The sequence below is a fragment of the Afipia sp. GW822-FHT03D08 genome (assembly GCF_058801645.1).
In genome coordinates this window covers 383366-403897 of the sequence record NZ_JBXANK010000003.1, presented here as the reverse complement: position 1 = coordinate 403897, position 20532 = coordinate 383366, and the positions used below count along the sequence as shown (strand labels likewise).

Sequence of the window (20532 nt, the reverse complement as noted above, 5' to 3'; positions counted from 1 at the left end):
TCTACAATCAAGATTTTAGCAGCGCTTGCTACGCGCTTCGCCATCCTATTGATGGAACCTCAACAGAATCAGCTCGCGCCATTTCCACTTCCCTGACAATTAGAAGCCTTGAGTCCGGTTGTCTGGAGCCTCAGCTTATGATTTTGCCCCACAAATGACCCACAGCCTGAATCGATAGAGCAGCACACTGCAGGAGGGCTGCTCCGGCGGCCCACGCAGCTGCAATTGCGTTCTGCGAAGCCTGCCTCTTTAATGCTTCTGAAAATGGTCCATTTCCATCCCAAGAGTCATGTGTATGAGGCGGAATTTTGCTACGCGAAGCCTCAAACCACTTCAATGCGGCAAGCATCGCGCAAATCACCGAGCAAAGATTAATGATAAGCTGAATTAGTTCGATGGCCTTCATGACGGCTTGCACTCCAATTCAGAGGTAGAGCGAGGATTGGGTATATATTTGTATAGAGTTGCATCCGAGACACCCATTCGATCTGCAACTTGTTTTATCGTGAGATTGCCATCGCGAATGAGCGCCTTGGCAGCGACAATGTCTTGCTCCGACATCGCCTTAGGCCGCCCACCTACCCGCCCCCTTATCTTCGCCGCATCAAGTCCCGCAACCGTCCTTTCCCGGATAATGTTTCGCTCGAACTCAGTCAGCGCGCTGAAGATGTGAAATACCAAGCGGCCTGTTGGGGTGGTTGTGTCAATTGCTTCGGTCAGCGACCGAAATCCGCACCCGCTTCTATCGAGCAACTCGACAGTTGCAATCAACTGGGTGATTGACCTTGCAAGCCGATCAAGTTTCCAGACAACAAGTGCGTCCCCTGGACGAACGTAATCCAACGCAGCTTTAAGCTCCGGGCGATCGGCCTTTGCCCCCGATGCAGTTTCGACAAAAATTCTCGTAGCCCCTGCCGAGCGCAGCGCATCGAGTTGCAGATCAGGAGCCTGGTCAATCGTCGACACCCGCGCATATCCGATGAGGCCCATGACCAACTCCGAAAAACGTTCCTATCATAACATTTGATAGGACTATTTTCCAGATAGTGTTTTAAGAGCAATTTCACCGGTGAAATTCCGGCAGCTAGTGCAGCGTCCGGTGTCTCCGAAAAACGAACGAATTATAGACAACCAATTAAAGTCGAGCAGCGCCACGAAGAATGGTCGAGGCTCCGTTAGGCGCGATAGCAGCAACACTTTCGTTGACTATATCAATGCGTCGATACAGCTCGAGATATTCTGAGCCAAAGGTTCTCCCGGATTGGCTGCTCGTCGGGACGATCAAAATGTTCTTATTGTCCTTTTTCCGTCCGCGTAACCTAATTCCCAAGGGCACCATCGGCTAGTCATTGAATTTTCAGTGGCTAGAAAAAGAAAATAGTTCATCTCGACAATCTTGCCTCGAATTCGTGCGGCGGTCTCCCGGTTAGGAGGATCCGGCATCGCCGTATCGCGCCAATCGATATAAATGTCCCAACCCTTCGAATGCAGATGGTTCGAAAGACCTAACGCAAGTTTCGCGTCCTTATGACTATGCGACAGGAAGGCGGTCGGAATTCCGTGCCCTTTGGCCTCCGTCAGTGATGCGCGCGTTTCTCTGTTCGCAGATGCGAAAAGAAGCGTTGTTTGAGAAATCGTCATGCGCTGCCCTCCAGGCCCCTGAATAAAATGCTTGGCGCTGTTGCCAGCAAACCAGAATCGGTAAACTCTTGAGATTTGGCGCTGCCAGATTGCAGTGCATTTTTTTGTAGCAACAAAATATAGGGATCCTCGATGGCAAGGAATGTTTTTTTCAGCTTTCATTTCGACAACGATTTTTGGCGAACTCAGCAAGTGCGGAATATCGGCGCGCTCGAAGGACAGGCTGTATGCGCTGCCAATAAGTGGGAAGAAATAAAGGCCAAGGGTGACGCAGCTGTTGAAAAATGGATCGAAGAGAATATGCACGGAAAGAGCTGCGTCGTTGTACTGGTGGGCTCTGAGACTGCGCAGCGTCCCTGGGTTCGCCATGAAATCGTCAAGGGATGGAATGACGGCAAGGGCGTTGTAGCGATTCGCATAGACAAACTGCTTGATCGAAACAGCAAGCCAGGTACGGCGGGGGTAAACCCGTTCACCAAACTTACCTACAAGCAAGGCACACTTGCTGATATCGCTCAGCTAAAAACGCCCAGCGGGGCTGACAGCAAGGCTGCGTACGCTTCGATCGCCAATAACATCGAGCAATGGATAGAAGAGGCGATTAAGATTCGTAACAACGCTTGAAAGCCGAATTTCACATGAGCCTCTACGAAATCGTTATCCTCGGAGATGATCGCCACAGCGAGCGAGCTCGCTTGAAAACGACTCTCGTCGAAATGCTACAGGACCTCGACCTTCAGCTTGGCAGAGAAGTGACTTTCAGAGAGCATGCTGACGTTCAAAATCGCGACAACAAGGCGGCGACGGGTTGCGTTTATTTTGGCGGCGCTCCCGGAAACGATATCGCTATCGTCGAACGGTTAATCTACGACGGACATCCGGTCATTCCAGTTATCTGTGACGGGCAGACGTTCGATGCGGATATTCCCGAAAGTCTTCGGCCCCTGAATGGCGTGAAAGTTCACTCCAAGGACCCACAGCTGGTGGAGCTTTCAACCGCTCTTCTCGAGTGTGTAGGCCTCCTAAGACGACAGCGCCGTGTGTTCATAAGCTATCGCCGAACTGAGGCGCGAAGAGCAGCACAACAGCTGCATGACGAACTCGCGGCTAAAGGTTTCGATGTCTTTCTTGATACTCATGACATTAGGCCGGCGGAGCCGTTCCAAGATGTTCTGTTTCATAGGCTATGTGACTCAGACGTCATGGTTATGCTCGATACTCCCTCTTATGCCGCCAGCAGGTGGACCCAGCTGGAACTGGGACGAGCGTTAGCTAAGGAAATCCACATACTTCGCGTCGTTTGGCCAGACCACACTCCAAGCCCGTTAACCAGTATGTCTCAAACACTGTTCCTTGCAGGCGGCGACATTAGTAGCGCCACGGGTGAAATTAACTCGGGCGCCCTCGACCAAATTCTGCTTGCGGTCGAGCGCATCCGTAGTCGCAGCATCGCGGTCCGCTACAGATCGATTGCAGGGAAACTTCGAGCAGATATGGCTCGCATCAATGCGAAAGTTGAAGGTCGAGGTGCTCACGGGGCAATAGCGATCGAGATGATGAATCAAAAGAAGGTTTGGGCATATCCAGTCGTTGGCATTCCGACCGCTGAAACTCTGCATGATGTCGCAGAAAAAGCCTCCATGTCCGAACAGTCTGGGCTTCCTATACTTGTCTATGATCACGTCGGAATCCACGACGCTTGGGCGACCCATCTCAAGTGGCTTGATGCCCAGATTCAGTGCGTCCGGGCCGTTAAAGTGTCTGATGCAGCCTATGATTTTGTGAATCTTGGATGCTGATATGACAGAAACAATCTTCCTGTCCGCCAGCGTTCCTGATCCATCAAGAAGCCCAAAATACGCGGAGACAGCCGACCCAGTAGCAATTCAGGCGGCTGTCTCCGCACTCGTGTATGTGACACTTGGCAGACGAAAACTCGTGTGGGGAGGACATCCGGCTATTACACCGATGGTTTGGGTTGTCGCGTCTGATGTGGGCGTTCAGTACGGGGACTGGGTTAAGCTTTACCAATCCGAGCACTTTAGAGACTTCTTCCCGGTCGAGAACGCGAAGTTCCGTAACGTCATTTTCACAGAGCGGGCACCCGATCAGGGTGCGAGCCTTCGCATTATGCGGGAGCGAATGTTTCGAGAGAACAAGTTTTCGGCTGCAGTTTTCATTGGTGGGATGGACGGCATTATCGAAGAGAGGGATTTACTTGCTAAACTTCAGCCCGGGGTTCCTATTTTGCCAATTATTTCTACGGGCGGCGCGACTTCGGAGCTGCAATTTGACGAAGAGAAAATTGGTAAAGGCGTCTTGAGCGATCTTGATTACGTCAGACTTTTTCACCGAGTACTGAGAATTTCACCGCTTGAGAATCGATTTGCTGCATTCGCTGACCAGCCGGAGAAGTATGAAGAACGGCTTTGGAAACCACCCATCGCACCGACTAGAGGATAATACCCGAAGATGGCGAAGCGCATTATTCTTTTGCTAGACGGCACCTGGAATGATGCCGATTTTGGTCAAACGGATACGAACATCGTTAGACTTCGCGAAGTGATCGCTCGCACATTATGGGCGGCCGACGAAACCACTCCTACTCAATCTCAGGACGGTTCCGTTGTATCAAAGTCGTATGCGAATGTCCGAAACATCGTCTTTTATGAGCGAGGTGTGGGAACGGGTGCATTTCTCAATAGATTCTTTGGTGGAGCTCTCGGACAAGGGCTGAGTCAGAATATTCGACGCGCCTATAAATTTCTCTCGTTCCACTATGAGCCTGGCGACCAAGTTTTTGTATTTGGGTTTTCGCGCGGCGCCTTCACAGCGAGATCCCTCGTTGGTTACGTGCATGCGGCAGGGCTACTTAAGCGCGACAATTGCACCCAAGAACTCGAGCAAAGAGCGTGGGAATTCTACCGTACGTCTCCGAATGATCGCTCGCCTGGCGCGTGGGCAGCTTTGACACCATTTGTACATGAGCGCGAGAAGCTTAGAATATCGTGCCTAGGTGTTTTTGACACTGTCGGCGCTCTCGGTGTGCCCTTCAAACAGTTCAAAGTCTTCAACAGGGACAACAACGAGTTTCATGATGTTGAGCTATGTGCGGCTGTCGATGTAAATCTGCACGCTCTTGCTATCGATGAGCAGCGAAAGCCCTTCGAGGCAGCACCTTGGCGCAAAAGCAAGTTTAAGACATTCAACACGGTAGTTGAGCAGGTATGGTTTCCCGGAGCTCACGCAGATATTGGCGGTGGATACATTCCCGAAGAACTTAGAGTCAGGAAGGAAATTGCAGGACTTGATGACCTTACGCTCGACTGGATGTTGAAACGTGTAAAGAAGTATTTTCCCGATTTCCCAGTCTCCGATGCGGGCTGGCCACCTCTTTCCCTGAATATGCTGAAAGATCGCAGCCTCGCGAAGCAACATCAGTCCCGAACAGGTCCTTACTTTATTTGGCCGAGGGCGCTTCGTTCGATCAACAACGTTTACATAAAATGCAAACGGCTACCGTTCTTACGTCCGTTTTCCGAGGTCAATGTGGGACGCGACCGTCATGCCGAACCGACCAACGAAATGCTCCATATCTCGGCGGTGGAGCGAATAAACCGCGAGATAGAGATCACAGGAAAGAAATCGACTTACTTACCGAAGAACCTCCAGAGCCTTTCTTGTCCAACACAAGATCCTCCGACGTATCAGTTGCCGATTGTCGGGTGGGACGGCGAAATACTCAGTCATGCGCGGCGTCAGACCCGCGATACCTCAGCGGCAATCTGAGACTTCGCAACGTTTCAGCAAGCTAGAGCGCCACCAGGTCGGCGAGTTTTGCGGCGACGTCAGACAGTGACTCTTCAGCCGTACTCAAGCCAGTCCGTGAAGCGAGCAGAGGGCTGACTTCGCGAAGAGCTTCAAATGTCGTCTGGTGTACGACGGGAACGAGTCGCTCGCCAGCCAGCAACGCTGAAAGTTCTTTGTCAGCGATTCCCTCTTTTGGGAGTCCGCTAATAAGTGCGGGGGTGACCAACACGATACCAATCCGCGAATTCGCCAAGCCTTTGTCAATCGCACGTAGGAGAGGCACGCCAAGGCCGACGTCTTTCTCACTGAACCAAACCTTTACGCCACGAGATTCGAGATAATCGTGAAGCTCTTTGGCGGCGCCATGCCGATCATCCCACGCATGGCAGAGAAAAACATCACGAAGGTCTAGTGCCGCTCGCTTTTCGACATTCTCACGAACTGGCGTGAGTGCCCGCACCTCGGCTGGAGTGTACAACATCAACGAACCAGGTCGTGACCAGCGCGGCTTGATGCTCCTGCCAGAGCCGCCACCGCCGCGACCACCGCCGCTACTTCCCGATGAGTAAGATGAGGACGAATAAGACGGGTACGAGCTATAGCTGCTCCCGTAGCTGCTATAGCGACCACTCCAGCGGCCACGCCCGCGGCACGCAGGACAGTTTGCTTCGGCGTTTGCCGAGCGATGACCTTCGACTGGGGCTGTGCATCTAGTCATAGTTCGTTCAAATGTTCCGAAACGGACGCGACTAAGATAGATACCGATTCGCAGGATTCGCGAGTCATCAATTTTTATAGCCCCTATTGCTTCGACACGAAGTCGCCCGAATCGTGAGTCTGCCCGATTAGCCATTCTACGTGTGCTGTTCATTGCGGTAACGAGCAACATTTATCGGTATGTGATCACACCAATCGGCATTATACTTGGTCGTCCTCAACATCTCTTTGATGGAGGACATGATGACTTCTCTGAAATCGCTGAGTTTTACTGCGCTGCCGAAGACCGAGACCGATCCCAAACTGGAGCGTCGGACGCGAACGATCACGCGCTTGGAAGAGCAGAAAGTGCTGCTCAGCAATCCGAGCTACGTCCGCAAAGTACGATCCTTTGCAACTGTCGATGGCGTCCGAAAATCTGTCGAAGGCGATCAGCGTGTCTCGCCTTGGTGGCGTAAGAACATCGACGGTTCGTACCTGTTTGCAATCCGGTCGGGTTCAAAGGCAATCGAATTCGAGAAGGGCAAGGCAGCCATTGCTGTGCCTTCGCTCGATAAGCTGCCCGCCGTCATCGATACGCTGATTGCGGCAACGCGATCTGGTGAACTCGATACGCAGTTGGCCCAGGCTTCCCGAACGCCGCCGGCCCGCAAGAAGGCAAGCTAACTGATCAAACTTCGGGGGCGAGGAAACTTGTCCCCGAAATTACCGTCACGGTCGGCAAGATGCTCTTTCGCAATTTCTATGAATGTCCGTGCGGCACGAGGTGGACCGATGAATGGTCCGCGACCTGTGACGATCGATGTCCGAACTGCGATACCAGTTGCTCACCGGTGAGCAGCGAGGATGAATCGGCCGATCAGACCGTGGATGATTATCCTCGACGGATCAGCCCCGCGCTCGACGATTGAAGCTGTCAACCGCATTATTGTATTCGTCCAGCTCTGACTTAGATTTCTGTCGTAGGTCATCGATCTTTCGTTGCGAGCACGAGAGAAAACTTTCGACTTCACTCTGATATGACTGCATCTGACGCTTGCATCTGTCGAAGTCATCTTGATCGTCGAACGCTCCGTACCGCGTTGCACAGTAAGGAGCCGATGGTGCCGAACAATAAGCCCACGAGCTAGACGAAAATGCTAGAGCCGAAATTCCGGCTAGCAGCGAGAACGCAATTTGGCTCCGCATTTGCTCAGGCTCCGGCAGGTGCTTGAGCAACCTCAATGACGTGGCGATCGCCACCAACATTGATAATGATCGAGTAATTTTTGCTGCTCCCAGACGGAGGATTGGTTGGAGGTGACAGATGCAATTGCCCACCAACCCACTCTCCCGGCATAAGAGTGTTGTCCTTCAGAACGGTCTGCTCAAGCGCCGCCATGTTTGCTTGCCCGCGCTCGATCGTTCCAACAATCATGGCCTCGTTCTGGGCGGCGGCGGTGTTATGCGCGATTGCTGCGGCTGTCGGGCTGTAGAAAGTGCCGCTTCGCCCGCTCGGCGTTGTGTAACTGCCATAACCAGCGCGCGATGCGCTATAAGCATTTGCCCCAGCTGCGAGGCCCGTCAAAATGGCGGCGGCGACCTGGCGATTCTTTTCTTCCTGCGCCAGCATCTCATAGGTCACGACCGTCATCTGGAATTCCTGACCGGCGACAACCTGGTTTGCCTCGACTTGTGCGACGCGGAATTCAAGTGGTGCCCTGCCGAGATTGTTGATGCCGACCACAAATACAGGGCGACCACCGGCTTGAAGTTGGCGTGCTGCTGGTCGAACCAAGACAACTGACGATTTTTGACGTGAGACGATGGCAGGTTGCCCGTCGCGCACCATCGCTTGTTGTTGTGGATTTGAAGCTTTGAATTGAACCGTTTCGGTAGTGACGCAACCGCCCACCATCGTGCAAAGCACGACTAAACTCACAATACGCATTTTGGAGCCTCCCCAGACCCGGCACTATCCAAGCGCAACCGGGAGGCGAGAGCAAGTAGACTTTAGCGGAGGGGGTGCATGGAAGAAATAAAGTTTAGCAGCGCGCGGCAGATGGCTAGACAATTCTCTTCCGCTTCTCACCCCGATTTTGCTCACCGATGAGCAAGGTGTTGGCTCAATTTCACCTATATGGTCAAAGCGCGTGCCTTTCTGGCTGCTTGACTGATCGCAAATAGCAGTTTTGGCAACTCCGAATAGTCTTTAATCCCGTGCGTAAAAACCCCTAACGGCTCTAACGTAGCACCTATATCGTCTCTCTGTCCGGAACGCGAGAAACGAACGGTGTGATAGCAAATTCGTTCGTTTGTTATTGCATGCACTTGACTTATGCCGTGCACCAAACTTTGTAGATGAACGTCTGAGCCGGATAGGCCTATGTACAAGAACGTGTGCGTTCTTAAAAAGCTTTCAAGTAAAGGTCGCCACTTTGACGTCATCACGTCGTGGTATTGTTGAGTACCTAAGACAATATCTTCGCTATCGCTGCGGTCTGGCGCAAGCGGCAAAAATCCGTGCGGATGATAGACCGTCACATCAGACGTATTAGCCCAGTGCGCCAGTTTCCAAACTGGGGTCGTAACAAAACCGTGGAACTCTAAGTAATTCTCCAAAAGATCATCATAGTTCAGAGATATAACTTTCGCCGCGCTACCACGTTTCGAAGACATCACGAGTGAGCCAATTGCGGCGAGCGTGTCATTTTTCCTAATCTGCTCGAAATCCAAACTCAAATTATCATAAAGCTGCCTTTTCACCGCGCTCAGAAAACCGGGCACATCGTTCCTGAAGTGGGTTGCTCGGAGTGCGCCAACGCGAACTATCGGGTCATCACTCGGATCCAGCTTTGAATCGCCGCAAGCTATTGAAATACGATCCACCAGTTCTCGCCACTCAGGCAAACCATAGAAAGAAGAAACACCCGCCCCTAGAAATATCCCAAGTCGCCCTTGAACAAGCTGGTCCGCAAGATGCTGAATAAGGTTATCTCGACTTTTCCAATTTTCTGGAAGATTCATGGTCATCTAATCAATCCGACATTTCTGCAATTGGAACCCATGAATCCACGCATCGGTTGCGCAACACAAAATTTATGGCGACCATGAATTCTGTAGCTCGTCGCCTATCAGTCAAATTCATTGTTAGAAATCCGTCGTTTGCCAATCGCGAGATTTCACCTTCTTCATTGGGTCGAAGCCGAGGAAGGCCTTCGAACAATCGCCGCCCTAGGCCGCACGCGAAAAAATTGAACAATTTTCCATGCTGTTTGAACACAGGAGAATCCGTCACATCATCCCCGTACAGCGACATTATTCTGAGCGAGGGACCCGCAGCAGAAAAACGCCCGTGAAGTGAGGTGATTAGAAATTCAGCATCAGGCGTCTCGCAACGTTGGATCAATTTCTGAATATTGATTGGGGCGCGGCGAAAATTTGGAAATATTTTCCGATCAAGAATCTGTTGAATGACGTAGTCGGCGACTTTCCTTCGCTGAGCTAAAATTACGAACTTACCCAGGCCTCTAACAATAAAGATCTGATATTCGAACGGAGCTACTGTTGCTTCAGATTCATCGGCAAGTCGTATGGGACTGCTTAGAACAAACTCATCCCAACGAGAGGTAGCGTACGCAGTGCTCACGAACTTTAGTGTTGGACCTCCGCGTGCAAGTGGAGCGGATAACTCAAGCAGATCGCGCGGGACGTCCGTCGCCTCCGCTCGAGCCATGAGATACCCGCTAAACTGTGTCATCCATCGGCCATTAAGTCGAATGCCAAACTATGCAACACCCAGAGCGATTCACCCTCCCCTGGATCATCCTTCAAGTGTGCCCGGAAGAAGGTAAGTGGATTTCCAACCGGTATCAAATCGTATGAAAGTGTTGGCTTTCTCTCATATCCGCTACCTCCGCCTTCATATGCATCGGCATACAACTGAGCCGATAGTTGCTCAGACGTCATAAAAATCACGACCATACGAACTAACAGTAGCCGCGCGCTGTATTGCTGTTCAAACACTCGACGATATTCAGCATCGCATTCGAGCTGCTGGATGTAATCAAGAGCTACCGCTATGTAATCACGCGTGGCCCCCCCTTCCGCCCGAAGAGCCCCCAGAATCCGCTTGATGTCTCGAAGAGCGGCCGGGAAGCGATTTTCTGGAGTTTCTCGGAGTAATGTTACGGATACAGCACAGAGTGTCCGCATCAGATACTCAGGAACTCTATCTTGAATTTCTGGGATCGTGCACCACGAATGCCAGATACTTTTCACATAAAAGTCAGGATCGCTTCGATAAAAGTACCAAAAATCAAGCGTATGAACAATTATCTCTTGGGCTTCGCGACGGCAGTCTCTCAGGATTTCTGGCAGACGTTCCTTGAGCTCGCTCTGCCTAACTTCAACACCCGTTTCGGCTTGGCTCATTCCAATTACGCCCTCAAGCAGCAGCTGCTTAGCGGCTTCTAGCCAATTGCGGGATTTGAAACGACTGCGCGCTATTTCAGCGGCCATCTCTAGTTGCTGTGAGTCGTTGAAGTCGGGATAAAGATCCGTCATCAATACAGCGACAAGAATATGTGCGATTTCGTGTGTAACCGTAAGAAGATTCGATCTATACGAATTGCATTCAGCGATCGCAGTAAGTGGAGCACTTAATGTTTGAAGATGGCTACTGAAACCATCTCTACCGCTGAAATATGTTATCAGCGGTACAGGCGGGCTGTCGGATTTAGTGATTTTCTCGGAAAGGGGATCCCGCTCTAGATAATTTGGATTCTCGGTCAGTTCCGCTAGAGTGGGAACGTTCTCAGTTTGCCTCTCCAAGTTTGAGATTCTTTCAGGAAGATCCGCTTCTCCGAGAATTTTCTGAACCCAACCAACCAGTCGAGCTAAAGCAATATTCGCGCTTCCCGTCCCAAGTAGCGAATGAATCCAGAAATGGCACTCCGTACTAAGTATTGGCGGGATCCCGGAAAAGGCTTGTGAAGAGAAGCGCGAGATTGCCGCGTTAGCGCTAACAAGACGAGATTGAAGACTGAGCGTGTGAAGCTCGCTGCGTTCCGCAGCCTGAACCAACGCCTTTGTAACAGTCAACGTGCTTCTAAAATCACTATACGCCAAAGGATATATTGCAGCAGACCGCGCAAGCACTGTGGCCGTTACAGCCAAGTGCTCTTGAAGGGTTACCCGAAGAGCTGCGTCGACCGTAAGTTTTCCAATCGTTGCTAGCTCACTCATAGTAGCTTGCAGATCGGAATTACTGAAGACTGTGTGAGCGACAGCAGCTATCTTTGTCCCTTTAAGATGCCAAATCTCGAAGGGTACCTTTTCCGTCTCAGCCCATGTCTTTATTTCAGCGGTAATTTTACTGTTTGGACTTCTTACAACCACATTGAAGCAACCCATCGTGACCCAGATGCTAATTTTATCTGGATCAGCGAGCGCTCGAACCTCCGAAGACAGCCTAGCGACCCGGACAGGCCCCAAGAAAATTAAATCCGAAGCCCCTGTAAACTTTGAAACGGGCGGCGCGGATTTATTATCTCCACGAAGTCTCCAAATTGGAGACAAACGAGTCCCGACCCCCCATCCGAGCAAAGCGGTGGAGAGATCCGGCAAAATCTCGACAGATCTTTTTGCCTCGGAAAGGTTGTGCAGAACGAGGTATTGAGCTCGCGCTTCGGCCTGCATGCGAATTAGTCAGGATAGACAAACATCTTACGTTTATCGTCCCACTTCCGGGCCGGAGACTGATCTTCGGAGGGCTGACGAAGTTTCTGCCTTTTTGCTGACTGCCGATGTCCCGCAACTCTTGAAGGAAGGTGGTCAAGCGCACCTGTCCCCGTTTCACCGTACGAAGCCATTTGCTTTGAAGCTCTCAAAAAATACTTGAGTGACAGCATCAACTCTCTCGCAGGCGCAATCTAATTCGAATAATCCTTAGCGAAGCCCATCCGTCTATAGGATTATATTCAGGTAATCGGCATCTATTGGCGAAATGAAGCGGAACTTAGTCAAGGAATGCCATGCTGGGCCCACAACCACAAGCTTAAAAGCCAATTAACCTGAACTATAAGGCGTTTTTAAGCGAGGCGCCCTCCTGCTGCGCTGCCGATCGCCTTACCTTGATACTAAAGGCTTGCAACCTGCGACCGTTATTTATCGCAGCTACCTGTCTTGAGTGCTTGAGCGTACTGCGGAAGCTAAAATCACCTCGTAGGGTGCTCGCTAGAATATTGAGAGGAACGCGCCCTCAAATTCAGGGAGATCAAGAAACCTATCCTTAATGTCGATTAGCATTACGTCTTCGAGTAAGAATAGGCTTCGAATTATGGCTATGCTGAGCACTATATCGATAGATTAAAGAATGCTCACCGGTAAGCATTGGCGATGGCGCCTTCTACCTCTTCAAGCAGAACATCAAGCGGCAGCCAGTCGCGAGACGTAGGCAGTTCTGCCGACCGATAAATCTGTCGTCGCAACCGCAGTCGATCTCGCATCTCCTGAATTCGCAGTCGGTAATTTTCAAAAGCAACTTCTCTTCCTACGCTGGCGGTTTCCTGATTGATCAGTTCGCGCAAGTCGCCAAGCGATGGCCTAACCAACCATTGGCCTTCGTCGATCTGAATCCAAAGTCTCACCTCGGGCCATCCTACAATCGGCCCGGACACGACACCGAACTCATCCCGATACTTCGGTCCAGGTCGACACCAAGTCGGCAGCTTCGCATAGGCCGCAGCCCAATCCCGATCTAATTTCGCAATTGCGGATTGAAGATGTTTGCGACGTTCCATCAATCGAAGTCTTTCGTGATCGACCTCCGCAAACGCATCAATTGTCGACACTGATGCTTAGGCAACTAGCGAAGCTGCGATAAAACTTCGTCTCGTGGGATTTGATGGCACGTGCGTCTCCTGATCGGACGCAAATCTCTATCCGTATTTTCTCGGCGGAATGTCAACGTAAGATTCCGGGGCTTCTATCGAGCCAGTTTACCGACAAGATCGAGCCGCCCTTCCAGAGCCTACCGGCTAAATAATGGGCTTTTTAACGGGCCAGTTTCACCGGGTGAAATCGCCGCCCAAAATTCCAGTATGTGATCACCAAAAATCATCATACGTAACGTGCGAGCGCGTGCGTCACATAAGTAATTTTGTGTGATGCGACCCGAATGAAAGCGGCGCTCTTATATATAGAAGTGGACCACCGTCACATCGACGCTTCTAACTCATCATGTTTCGCACTCTGGACGATGATTGTGCTCGCCAGATGCGCTGAGAAGCGTCACCAACCTACACAACGCCAGCGATGCTGACGTTTGATGGCTGATGACTGCTTACACGATGCAACGGTTCAAAGCGTTCGCACGAAACTATCGTGATGCGCTTCTTATCATGACCCATAACAACCAATAATAAGAGGTCATAACCTTGAGCAACTTCATCAATCCAGATGCTATCGCCTACGTAATCAAGTCGATCTATCGAGATCATGTCGGTTCAAACGAAGCAGAGTTGAACCAAGCTATCGTCGACAACGTGTTCGCCGTCACGATGAAATTTGAGTCAGCTTACTTCGACCGGAACGAATCAAAGAAAGATCCTGCGAACTACCTGACGAAGTATCGTGATTGGTTCACTCGGCTGGTCATTGAAGCATGCGGCAACAACATGGGCCGAAAGCGTTATCAGCAGCCATTGAGTGTTTCGTATGTCGACTTTCCAGGCTCAAAGGGAACAATGTCGGCTCGTGAAGCTGGCGAATTCTTGAAGTTCGGTTTGCTTCACGTTCACGCGGTCGTCGCATTACGTCCAGAGGGCCAGGCTTTCCGCAGACCCCTGCTCGTCGCTGGTTCAGCACATCAGCTTCGTCATTTCGGTGAAGTCAAAGTGGAGTCTTATGATCCAGGCAAAGGCTCGCTGGAGACCATGATTCAGTACTGCAGCAAGGGTGCGGAGCTCATCGGCTCACGGCACCGCAACGACTGTTATGAACTGTTGCCCCGGTAAACTTTTGTTCGATTGGAAGATCGGCACAGACCCGCTAAAAGGCCGTCCATTGGTGTCTCCCCACATCCAGAAAGAATGTGGGTATGACCGTTGGTATCATAGTTTTTTCATGTTAAAAATCCTCATGAAATCAACACGATACGAGGCGGATGCGATGACGGCCAGGGGCACCAAGACCTCTATACTAGGCTTTTGTCTAAAGTCCGGCCCATCGGAGAGACCCTCCGGTGACGTTATGCTTCTTCTGACTGCGCGAACACAAACTACCGACGATACAAGGCGTCACGCTCGAAGGCCTGACTTCAGCGGCAATACCGGAATGACAGCGCATGCAACACCAGACCAGCCCGCAGCCGACAGCGGCCTCCGATAAACCTCTGCTTCAGGGCCTGTACAAAGTGGAATTTGAAACGCCGCGAGGGAAAGCCTTGGGCGTGATCCATGCCGAGAATGGAAAGCTCCGGGGCGGAAGCTCCGCTTTCGCATATACGGGATCTTACACCCAGGATGGCCCATCGTTCGTGGGCAACGTGTCCAGCATTCGGCACACGCAGGATTCCACCCACCCTTCGGTGTTCGGTTTCGACGAGGTCAGGATCAGTTTCAACGGAACGGTGAAGGGTAGCTTTGCGATCTGCGAAGGAACAGCGGCCGAGTTTCCGAGCCTCGCGTTCAAAGCGGTGCTTACGCGGATTGTCGACTGATCCAGGACGCACGCCTGCCCGCTTTGCTCAGCGGGGCTCGACCACAAGACACTGTATCGCCGAGCCGAAGTAACCCTGAGCATCGCCGAGGCGCGAGACCGCGAGCCCTGCGCCATCGGCGCCCAACATCATCTCCGAGTTTAGTAGAATCCAGTCGCCCACTGGCGGACGCGCGAACGTCACCGTGAGGTCGGCGTTGATGAATGTCCATTTCTTGAAGTCGAGCACCGATCCGACGCCGTTACCGCAATCGGCGGCAAGAACCGTGCGCATCGCCTGCGATATGGATGATCCTTCGACAATCGGGCGATTGGGACGAAACCAGATCGCACCGGGGCCCAGCCTGAGGAAGCCGCCCTTCACCGCGCGCATGGAGACGCCGGCGAGGAATTTGTTGGAAACCTGCGGCTCATCCCGGCCGGCCTCTGGACCCGGCACATCGAGCGGCACCGCCGGCACGGTATCGGGCAAGTCGATCGCCAGCGCCCTGACCTTGAGAACGGTGGCGCGCACAACCTCCACGCCCTCCGCGAAAAGGCGAACTGCACAGAGTTGAATCTTGCGCCCCTCGCGAACCACCTCGGTCTCGAGGGTGAGCGGCGCCACCGGCACCGGACGCATCAGATCGATGGTCAGCCGTGCGACATGCATCGGCTGCGGCGTCGGAATTCGCTCTGCCGCCCAAACAACGAGGGATGATGGCGCGCCGCCATGCTGCATGCTGGGGTGCCACGGCCCCCCCGCATGCTCGCTCGTGAACACGCGATCACCCTCGACGCGGAAGACCGCTTCCATCGTGGTAGCCGGTACAGGCAACGCGATATCTGCCAGTCAGAGCGGCGGGTCGATGGCGGCCTCGTATTCCTTCTTGAGGCGGGCCACGAGTTCGGAAACCGGCTGCACCTTGTCGATGCTTCCGATGCCCTGTCCGCTGCCCCAGATTTCCTTCCAGGCCTTCGGCTTGTTGCGTTCGCCGCTGGCGTCGGTGCCGAAGTTCATCTTGGACGGATCGGACACCGGCAGATTGTCAGGATCCATGCCGGCGGCCACGATCGACGGCTTGAGATAATTGCCGTGCACGCCGGTGAACAGGTTGGAATAGACGATGTCGTCGGCGGACGACGACGCGATCATTTCCTTGTAATTTTCCGGAGCATTGGCTTCGAGCGTCGCGATGAACGCCGAGCCGATATAGGCGAAGTCGGCGCCGAGAACGCGGGCGGCGCGGATGGCGCGGCCGGTGCCCATGGCGCCCGAAAGCGCGATCGGGCCATCGAACCACTGGCGGGTCTCCGCTACGAACGCGAACGGCGAGATCGCACCGGCATGACCGCCTGCGCCCGCGGCCACCAGCACGAGGCCGTCGGCGCCCTTCTCGATCGCCTTGCGCGAAAACTTCTGATTGATCACGTCGTGGAACGTGATGCCGCCCCAGGCATGAACTGCCTGGTTGAGTTCCTCACGCGCGCCGAGCGACGTGATGACCATCGGCACCTTGTGTTTCTCGCAAACCGCAAGATCCTGATCGAGACGGTTGTTGGACTTGTGAACGATCTGGTTGACCGCGAACGGCGCGGACAGACGGTCCGGATGCGCCTTGTCGTGCGCCGCGAGTTCTTCCTTGATCCGGTGCAGCCATTCGTCCAGCAGCGCAGCAGGACGGGCATTCAATGCCGGAAACGAGCCGACGATTCCTGCCTTGCATTGTGCGATGACGAGGTCAGGTCCCGACACGATGAACAACGGCGAACCGATCGCCGGAATTGAAAGACGATTTTTGAACAAGGCGGGCATCGACATCGGAAAATCCTCTTCCGCAGAATGAAACACGCGCGAGCACCAAGGCCGCAGCACCTGCCACGGTCTTAGGGGCTATAGCCATTTCTTGAAAGAGGCTTGCGTTTACTGGCAGACGGCCCGGGTGACGAAATTTTCTGTCCGGCACGCACCCTGTCCCGAAAAATATGATTTTGCCGAGCATTTCTGGGTGGATTCGATATCGACGCTCCTGCCCTCGGCGTAGCCTTTTTCCTTGCAGAGCTGGTCTGCCCCGCGCTTGCAGTCCGGCGCGCCATTGGCCGCGGGCGGACAAAGGGTGCGCCCGCTGGCCATCGTCTGGCCGGACGGGGGTGCGATCCGTTTCAAACTGTCGCTTGCATCCTTGGCGCTGGAATTCAGACCTTCGAGCGCCCGGCCCGGACTGGGCAGCGTCGACGTCAGACCCGATGCCGAGTCCTTCAGTAACCTGCCGATCTCCTCGACCAGTCCCGGATTGTTGGGTGGCGGCGCGGGAGGCTCTGGCGGAGCTGCCTGCTGCGACGGCGCGATCTGAGGCTGCGGGTGCGCCTGCTGCGACCACGCCGCCGTCGTTCCAAACACGGCTGTGAGCATGGCGATCAGGACAATGCGTCCCCGAACGTCTACAAACAAATCGCTGGAGTGATTGGACATGGCTTCAGCGTAGCCCGCCGTTGTCACGGGGAAAAGACTTTATGTTCAGCGTGTTTTCGTCACGCGAACCGCTGCCGCTTCGCTTGAAGATAATTCCTAGAATAGCCTGAACGCGACGATGAAGCCGAGCACCAGACCGCCGGCCAATATCGCGACCCAAAGACCAAGGCGCTTCTCGATGACTTCACGAATCCAGGTGCCGTAGCGATTAAGCACGATCGCGACGATGAAAAATCGGCCGCCACGCGCGATGACCGAAAAGACAATGAACAGCAGAAGGTTGTAATTGGCGAAACCGGACGTGATGGTGACCAGCTTGTAGGGGATCGGCGTCAGGCCCTTCAGCAGGATGATCCATGCGCCGTATTCGGCGTAGGACGCGCGGAACGCCTCCACCTTGTCGCCGTAGCCATAGAGATTGATCAGCCACTGTCCGACGGAATCATAAAGCAATGCGCCGATGGCGTAGCCGACAACGCCGCCTGCGACCGACGTCACCGTACAGACCAGCGCGTAAAGCCACGCCTTCTGCGGCCGCGCCAGCGACATCGGGATCAGCATGACATCCGGCGGAATCGGAAAGAACGAGCTTTCCGCGAAGGACACAGCGCCCATCAGCCAGAGCGCATAAGGTTTATCGGCGGCGGCTATGCACCAGTCATACATTCGTTTCAGCATGGCGCGATCAACCACCGTCCAGCCGATTTGTCCATGTATGGAAATGTGTAATTTTGCGGCTAATTAGCGCCGTTTCTTGAGCCGGCCGCCCTGGAGCGCGACAATTGGTCGCCGAGCCACCTTTTCCGGGGCCGCCGCGGCGATTTTCGGCGGCGCCTTCGCGGCAGCGCGAGGCTTGTCGGCAACAGCCTTTTGCACCGGCTTGTCCGCATAGACTTTGGGCAGCTTCTCGGCGATGCCCTGGACCCGCTCACGGCGATCCATTTCGGCCCACACATCTTCCGGGCGAACACCTGCCGCCACCCAGAGGACCGACAGGTTGTAGAGCAAATCGGCGCTTTCCCGGACCACGGCGTCGGAGTCGCCATTGACCGCATCGATCACGACTTCGATGGCTTCTTCGGCAAGTTTCTTGGCCATTTTAGCTGGCCCGCGTTGAAACAGCCGTGCGGTACGCGACGTCGCCGGATCGAGATCCTTGGCCGCGATAACTGCGTGATAAAGCCGTTCTAGCGAATCACTCATTGTTCGAACCTAGATCAAAACCCTCGCCAGCGTGTTAACGCCGCCCCAACTGGCTGAAAATGCTCCAAAAAGCAATCGCCGGGATTCCTCCCGGCGAGGCCGATGACCGCAGCGTGACTGGTCCGACGCTCAGTAGTGCGGGACGGCGTAGTAGCCGCCACCGACATACGGATTGCCGCCGTAATAGGCCGGCCCACCGTAGTAACGGCCACCATAATAGGGACCACCGCCGTAATAGTAATTGTCGCGATAGTAGTCGCGGCGGCGCTGCTCGGCGACGATGGCGCCGACCGTACCCAGCGCCAGACCCATGAAAGCGGCTCCGGCAGCGTTGTTGCGATAGCTTCGGCGCACGACCCGGCGACGGGCGCGCGCGCTCAAATCGGTCGCCTCGCTGGCGTTCGCGGGCTCGGCGGACGAGGTTTTGGCGGCCGATGAAGCGAGCGGATACGCCTGAGCGACAGGCGGAACAACTAGTGTCGAAACCAGCGCGGCAGCCGTCGCCAGAACCACAGCTCGGCTGAAGCGTGAAGGCAAAGTCTTACGAACGAACATTTCAACGTCCTCACAGGCCATCCCTGGCCTGAATGACCAGTCGACGGATAACCCTTTTTATTACATTGGGTTCCCGGACCTGAATGCAAGCTGAAGGGCAAAGGGCAAAACTGCGGCAAACCCGCGCGGAAAGGGCCAAAAGGTGACGGACGCCGCCTTGTGTGCTTGTCATCATACCAACACAGCCGATGCTCAAAAGCCGCCCTACGCTTCCCAAGACCAAGTGCCGCGCATGCCCAAAAATCCGGACCGCATCCTCTATAAAATCGTCCCGCTGCTGATCGCGCTCCTGTGCGCGCCCTTCCTCGGCGCGATGCCCGGCGTGGCTGCGTCGGCCCTGCACTTTTCGTTCGACCGGCCGATCGATGGCTCGGCGGCACCATTTATCCTCGCATCCAGCAAGGGCCTGTTTCGTGCGGAAGGTCTTAACGTGACCACCGATGCCGCGACCGGATCACAGGATGCCATTGCACGCGTCGCATCCGGCAACAGCGACATGGCGCTGGCGGACATCAATTCGCTCATTCGCTATCGCGATACGGAAGGCAGCCTTCCGATCAAGGCGGTGTTCGTCGTCTACAACAAGGCGCCCTACGCGATCATCGCACGCAAGAGCCGCGGCATCGCGACCATGTCTGACATCGACGGCAAGACCATCGGCGTGGTGGACGGCGATCTCGCCGCGCGGATGTGGCCGACCATTGCACGCAAGAACGACATCAAGCTCGACAAGGTCCGGACGGAGAAAATCAGCGCCGCGGTGCGCGAACCGATGCTCTCCGCCGGTCAGGTCGATGGCGTCACCGGATTCTCGTTCCTGTCCGCGATCAATCTGCGCGACCGCGGCGTTCCAGCCAACGATCTTGCGGTGCTTCGCTTCTCCGAATTCGGCAGCGAGGTCTATGGACACGCGCTGATCGTCAATCCGAAATACGCCGCCGCCAATCCGGACGCCGTGAAAGCATTCGTGCGCGCGACGATCGCCGGCCTCCGGCTCGCGATCAAGGAGCCGGTGCGTGCCGCCGACGAGGTGGTTACGCAAATGAGCGGCGGCTCGCGCGAGCTCGAACTCGAGCGGCTGCGCGCGGTCATTCACGACAACATCGTTACCGACGAGGTGAAGCGAAACGGGCTTGGCGACATCGACGCCGTCCGCTTCGATATTGGCGTCGGCCAGATCGCCGACACCTACGGATTCCGCAAGCGTCCGTCGGTCAGCGACATTTTCGATGACAGCTTTTTGCCGCCGCCGAATGCGCGGAAGCTCAACTAAGCTGCGTACTTGCAGATTAAATTGAATGATAACGGCCCATCAAATCTTCTCCTAACGACAGACATTCCACCAGGTCCGGGAGCTATCGCAAGCTCGCGTTCCTGCGATAGCTTGGGCAGGCAAGTGATGATAGAGTTCACGCCGTTCAAGCTGCCCGACATGGTGCTGCATCAGTGACCGG

At 54.2% G+C, this 20532-nt stretch carries 23 protein-coding genes; 8 read left to right on the top strand and 15 right to left on the bottom strand.

Annotated features, from left to right (window positions below):
- Positions 1–130: 130 nt before the first annotated feature.
- From AC1RM7_RS21090 to AC1RM7_RS21080, 3 genes are all read right to left on the bottom strand, one after another.
- The gene (locus AC1RM7_RS21090; RefSeq protein WP_492236146.1) at positions 131–406 is read right to left on the bottom strand and encodes a hypothetical protein; all 276 of its coding nucleotides are present in this window, start codon (positions 404–406) and stop codon (positions 131–133) included.
- Positions 403–990 (bottom strand): recombinase family protein, encoded by a 588-nt coding sequence (locus AC1RM7_RS21085; protein ID WP_492236147.1) that lies wholly within the window; start codon positions 988–990, stop codon positions 403–405. The genes AC1RM7_RS21090 and AC1RM7_RS21085 overlap by 4 nt, the downstream gene beginning before the upstream one ends.
- 291 nt (positions 991–1281) lie before the next feature.
- Positions 1282–1641 carry a toll/interleukin-1 receptor domain-containing protein gene (locus AC1RM7_RS21080; RefSeq protein WP_492236148.1) on the bottom strand — a complete coding sequence of 120 codons (360 nt, stop codon included), beginning with the start codon at positions 1639–1641 and terminating at the stop codon, positions 1282–1284.
- Positions 1642–1773: 132 nt separating this feature from the next.
- Here AC1RM7_RS21080 and AC1RM7_RS21075 point away from each other — a divergent pair, with 132 nt between their 5' ends.
- Genes AC1RM7_RS21075 through AC1RM7_RS21060 form a run of 4 tightly spaced genes read left to right on the top strand, consistent with a single transcriptional unit; the run spans position 1774 to position 5430 of the window.
- Positions 1774–2265 carry a TIR domain-containing protein gene (locus AC1RM7_RS21075; RefSeq protein WP_492236149.1) on the top strand — a complete coding sequence of 164 codons (492 nt, stop codon included), beginning with the start codon at positions 1774–1776 and terminating at the stop codon, positions 2263–2265.
- Between the two features lie 14 nt (positions 2266–2279).
- On the top strand, positions 2280–3440 hold the full coding sequence (gene thcB4, locus AC1RM7_RS21070; protein ID WP_492236150.1) for a Thoeris type III anti-phage system protein ThcB4: 1161 nt from the start codon (positions 2280–2282) through the stop codon (positions 3438–3440).
- Position 3441: 1 nt separating this feature from the next.
- A complete protein-coding gene (thcA, locus tag AC1RM7_RS21065; RefSeq protein ID WP_492236151.1) occupies positions 3442–4104 on the top strand; it encodes a Thoeris type III anti-phage system protein ThcA in 663 nt (220 codons plus the stop codon).
- Positions 4105–4113: 9 nt separating this feature from the next.
- Positions 4114–5430 carry a T6SS phospholipase effector Tle1-like catalytic domain-containing protein gene (locus tag AC1RM7_RS21060; protein ID WP_492236152.1) on the top strand — a complete coding sequence of 439 codons (1317 nt, stop codon included), beginning with the start codon at positions 4114–4116 and terminating at the stop codon, positions 5428–5430.
- Positions 5431–5452: 22 nt separating this feature from the next.
- Here the strand turns inward: AC1RM7_RS21060 and AC1RM7_RS21055 are convergent, their stop codons facing one another.
- Positions 5453–5932: a toll/interleukin-1 receptor domain-containing protein gene (locus tag AC1RM7_RS21055; protein ID WP_492236153.1), complete on the bottom strand. Its 480-nt coding sequence runs from the start codon at positions 5930–5932 to the stop codon at positions 5453–5455.
- A gap of 479 nt (positions 5933–6411) precedes the next feature.
- Between AC1RM7_RS21055 and AC1RM7_RS21050 the strand changes: the two genes are divergently transcribed.
- A complete protein-coding gene (locus tag AC1RM7_RS21050; RefSeq protein ID WP_492236154.1) occupies positions 6412–6834 on the top strand; it encodes a DUF6641 family protein in 423 nt (140 codons plus the stop codon).
- 526 nt (positions 6835–7360) lie between these two features.
- Here the strand turns inward: AC1RM7_RS21050 and AC1RM7_RS21045 are convergent.
- The 5 genes from AC1RM7_RS21045 to AC1RM7_RS21025 form a co-directional block, all read right to left on the bottom strand.
- Positions 7361–8098, bottom strand: coding sequence for a hypothetical protein (locus AC1RM7_RS21045; RefSeq protein ID WP_492236155.1), 738 nt, complete (start codon positions 8096–8098; stop codon positions 7361–7363).
- 185 nt (positions 8099–8283) lie between these two features.
- Positions 8284–9180 (bottom strand): SIR2 family protein, encoded by an 897-nt coding sequence (locus AC1RM7_RS21040; protein WP_492236156.1) that lies wholly within the window; start codon positions 9178–9180, stop codon positions 8284–8286.
- Positions 9181–9184: 4 nt separating this feature from the next.
- Positions 9185–9796: a hypothetical protein gene (locus tag AC1RM7_RS21035; protein WP_492943916.1), complete on the bottom strand. Its 612-nt coding sequence runs from the start codon at positions 9794–9796 to the stop codon at positions 9185–9187.
- 107 nt (positions 9797–9903) lie between these two features.
- The gene (locus AC1RM7_RS21030) at positions 9904–11847 is read right to left on the bottom strand and encodes a hypothetical protein (protein WP_492236158.1); all 1944 of its coding nucleotides are present in this window, start codon (positions 11845–11847) and stop codon (positions 9904–9906) included.
- 680 nt (positions 11848–12527) lie between these two features.
- Positions 12528–12950, bottom strand: coding sequence for a hypothetical protein (locus AC1RM7_RS21025; RefSeq protein WP_492236159.1), 423 nt, complete (start codon positions 12948–12950; stop codon positions 12528–12530).
- A 636-nt stretch (positions 12951–13586) separates the two neighbouring features.
- Here AC1RM7_RS21025 and AC1RM7_RS21020 point away from each other — a divergent pair.
- Positions 13587–14165 (top strand): hypothetical protein, encoded by a 579-nt coding sequence (locus tag AC1RM7_RS21020; RefSeq protein ID WP_492236160.1) that lies wholly within the window; start codon positions 13587–13589, stop codon positions 14163–14165.
- Between the two features lie 329 nt (positions 14166–14494).
- A complete protein-coding gene (locus tag AC1RM7_RS21015; protein WP_006022662.1) occupies positions 14495–14869 on the top strand; it encodes a hypothetical protein in 375 nt (124 codons plus the stop codon).
- 27 nt (positions 14870–14896) lie between these two features.
- Here AC1RM7_RS21015 and AC1RM7_RS21010 read toward each other — a convergent pair whose 3' ends face one another.
- The 6 genes from AC1RM7_RS21010 to AC1RM7_RS20985 all read right to left on the bottom strand — a co-directional run bounded on the left by AC1RM7_RS21010 (position 14897) and on the right by AC1RM7_RS20985 (position 19078).
- Positions 14897–15664, bottom strand: coding sequence for a thioesterase family protein (locus AC1RM7_RS21010; RefSeq protein ID WP_024919557.1), 768 nt, complete (start codon positions 15662–15664; stop codon positions 14897–14899).
- A 36-nt stretch (positions 15665–15700) separates the two neighbouring features.
- Positions 15701–16669, bottom strand: a complete 969-nt coding sequence (locus AC1RM7_RS21005) for an NAD(P)H-dependent flavin oxidoreductase (RefSeq protein WP_024919558.1) — start codon at positions 16667–16669, stop codon at positions 15701–15703.
- 102 nt (positions 16670–16771) lie between these two features.
- The gene (locus tag AC1RM7_RS21000; protein ID WP_024919559.1) at positions 16772–17320 is read right to left on the bottom strand and encodes a hypothetical protein; all 549 of its coding nucleotides are present in this window, start codon (positions 17318–17320) and stop codon (positions 16772–16774) included.
- 96 nt (positions 17321–17416) lie between these two features.
- Positions 17417–17998, bottom strand: a complete 582-nt coding sequence (locus AC1RM7_RS20995; RefSeq protein WP_006022666.1) for a YqaA family protein — start codon at positions 17996–17998, stop codon at positions 17417–17419.
- A 63-nt stretch (positions 17999–18061) separates the two neighbouring features.
- The gene (hisE, locus tag AC1RM7_RS20990; RefSeq protein WP_006022667.1) at positions 18062–18523 is read right to left on the bottom strand and encodes a phosphoribosyl-ATP diphosphatase; all 462 of its coding nucleotides are present in this window, start codon (positions 18521–18523) and stop codon (positions 18062–18064) included.
- A 129-nt stretch (positions 18524–18652) separates the two neighbouring features.
- Positions 18653–19078, bottom strand: a complete 426-nt coding sequence (locus AC1RM7_RS20985) for a hypothetical protein (protein ID WP_006022668.1) — start codon at positions 19076–19078, stop codon at positions 18653–18655.
- Between the two features lie 232 nt (positions 19079–19310).
- On the opposite strand from AC1RM7_RS20985, the gene AC1RM7_RS20980 reads away from it, so the two are divergent.
- On the top strand, positions 19311–20351 hold the full coding sequence (locus AC1RM7_RS20980) for an ABC transporter substrate-binding protein (protein ID WP_024919560.1): 1041 nt from the start codon (positions 19311–19313) through the stop codon (positions 20349–20351).
- The last annotated feature ends 181 nt before the right edge of the window (positions 20352–20532 follow it).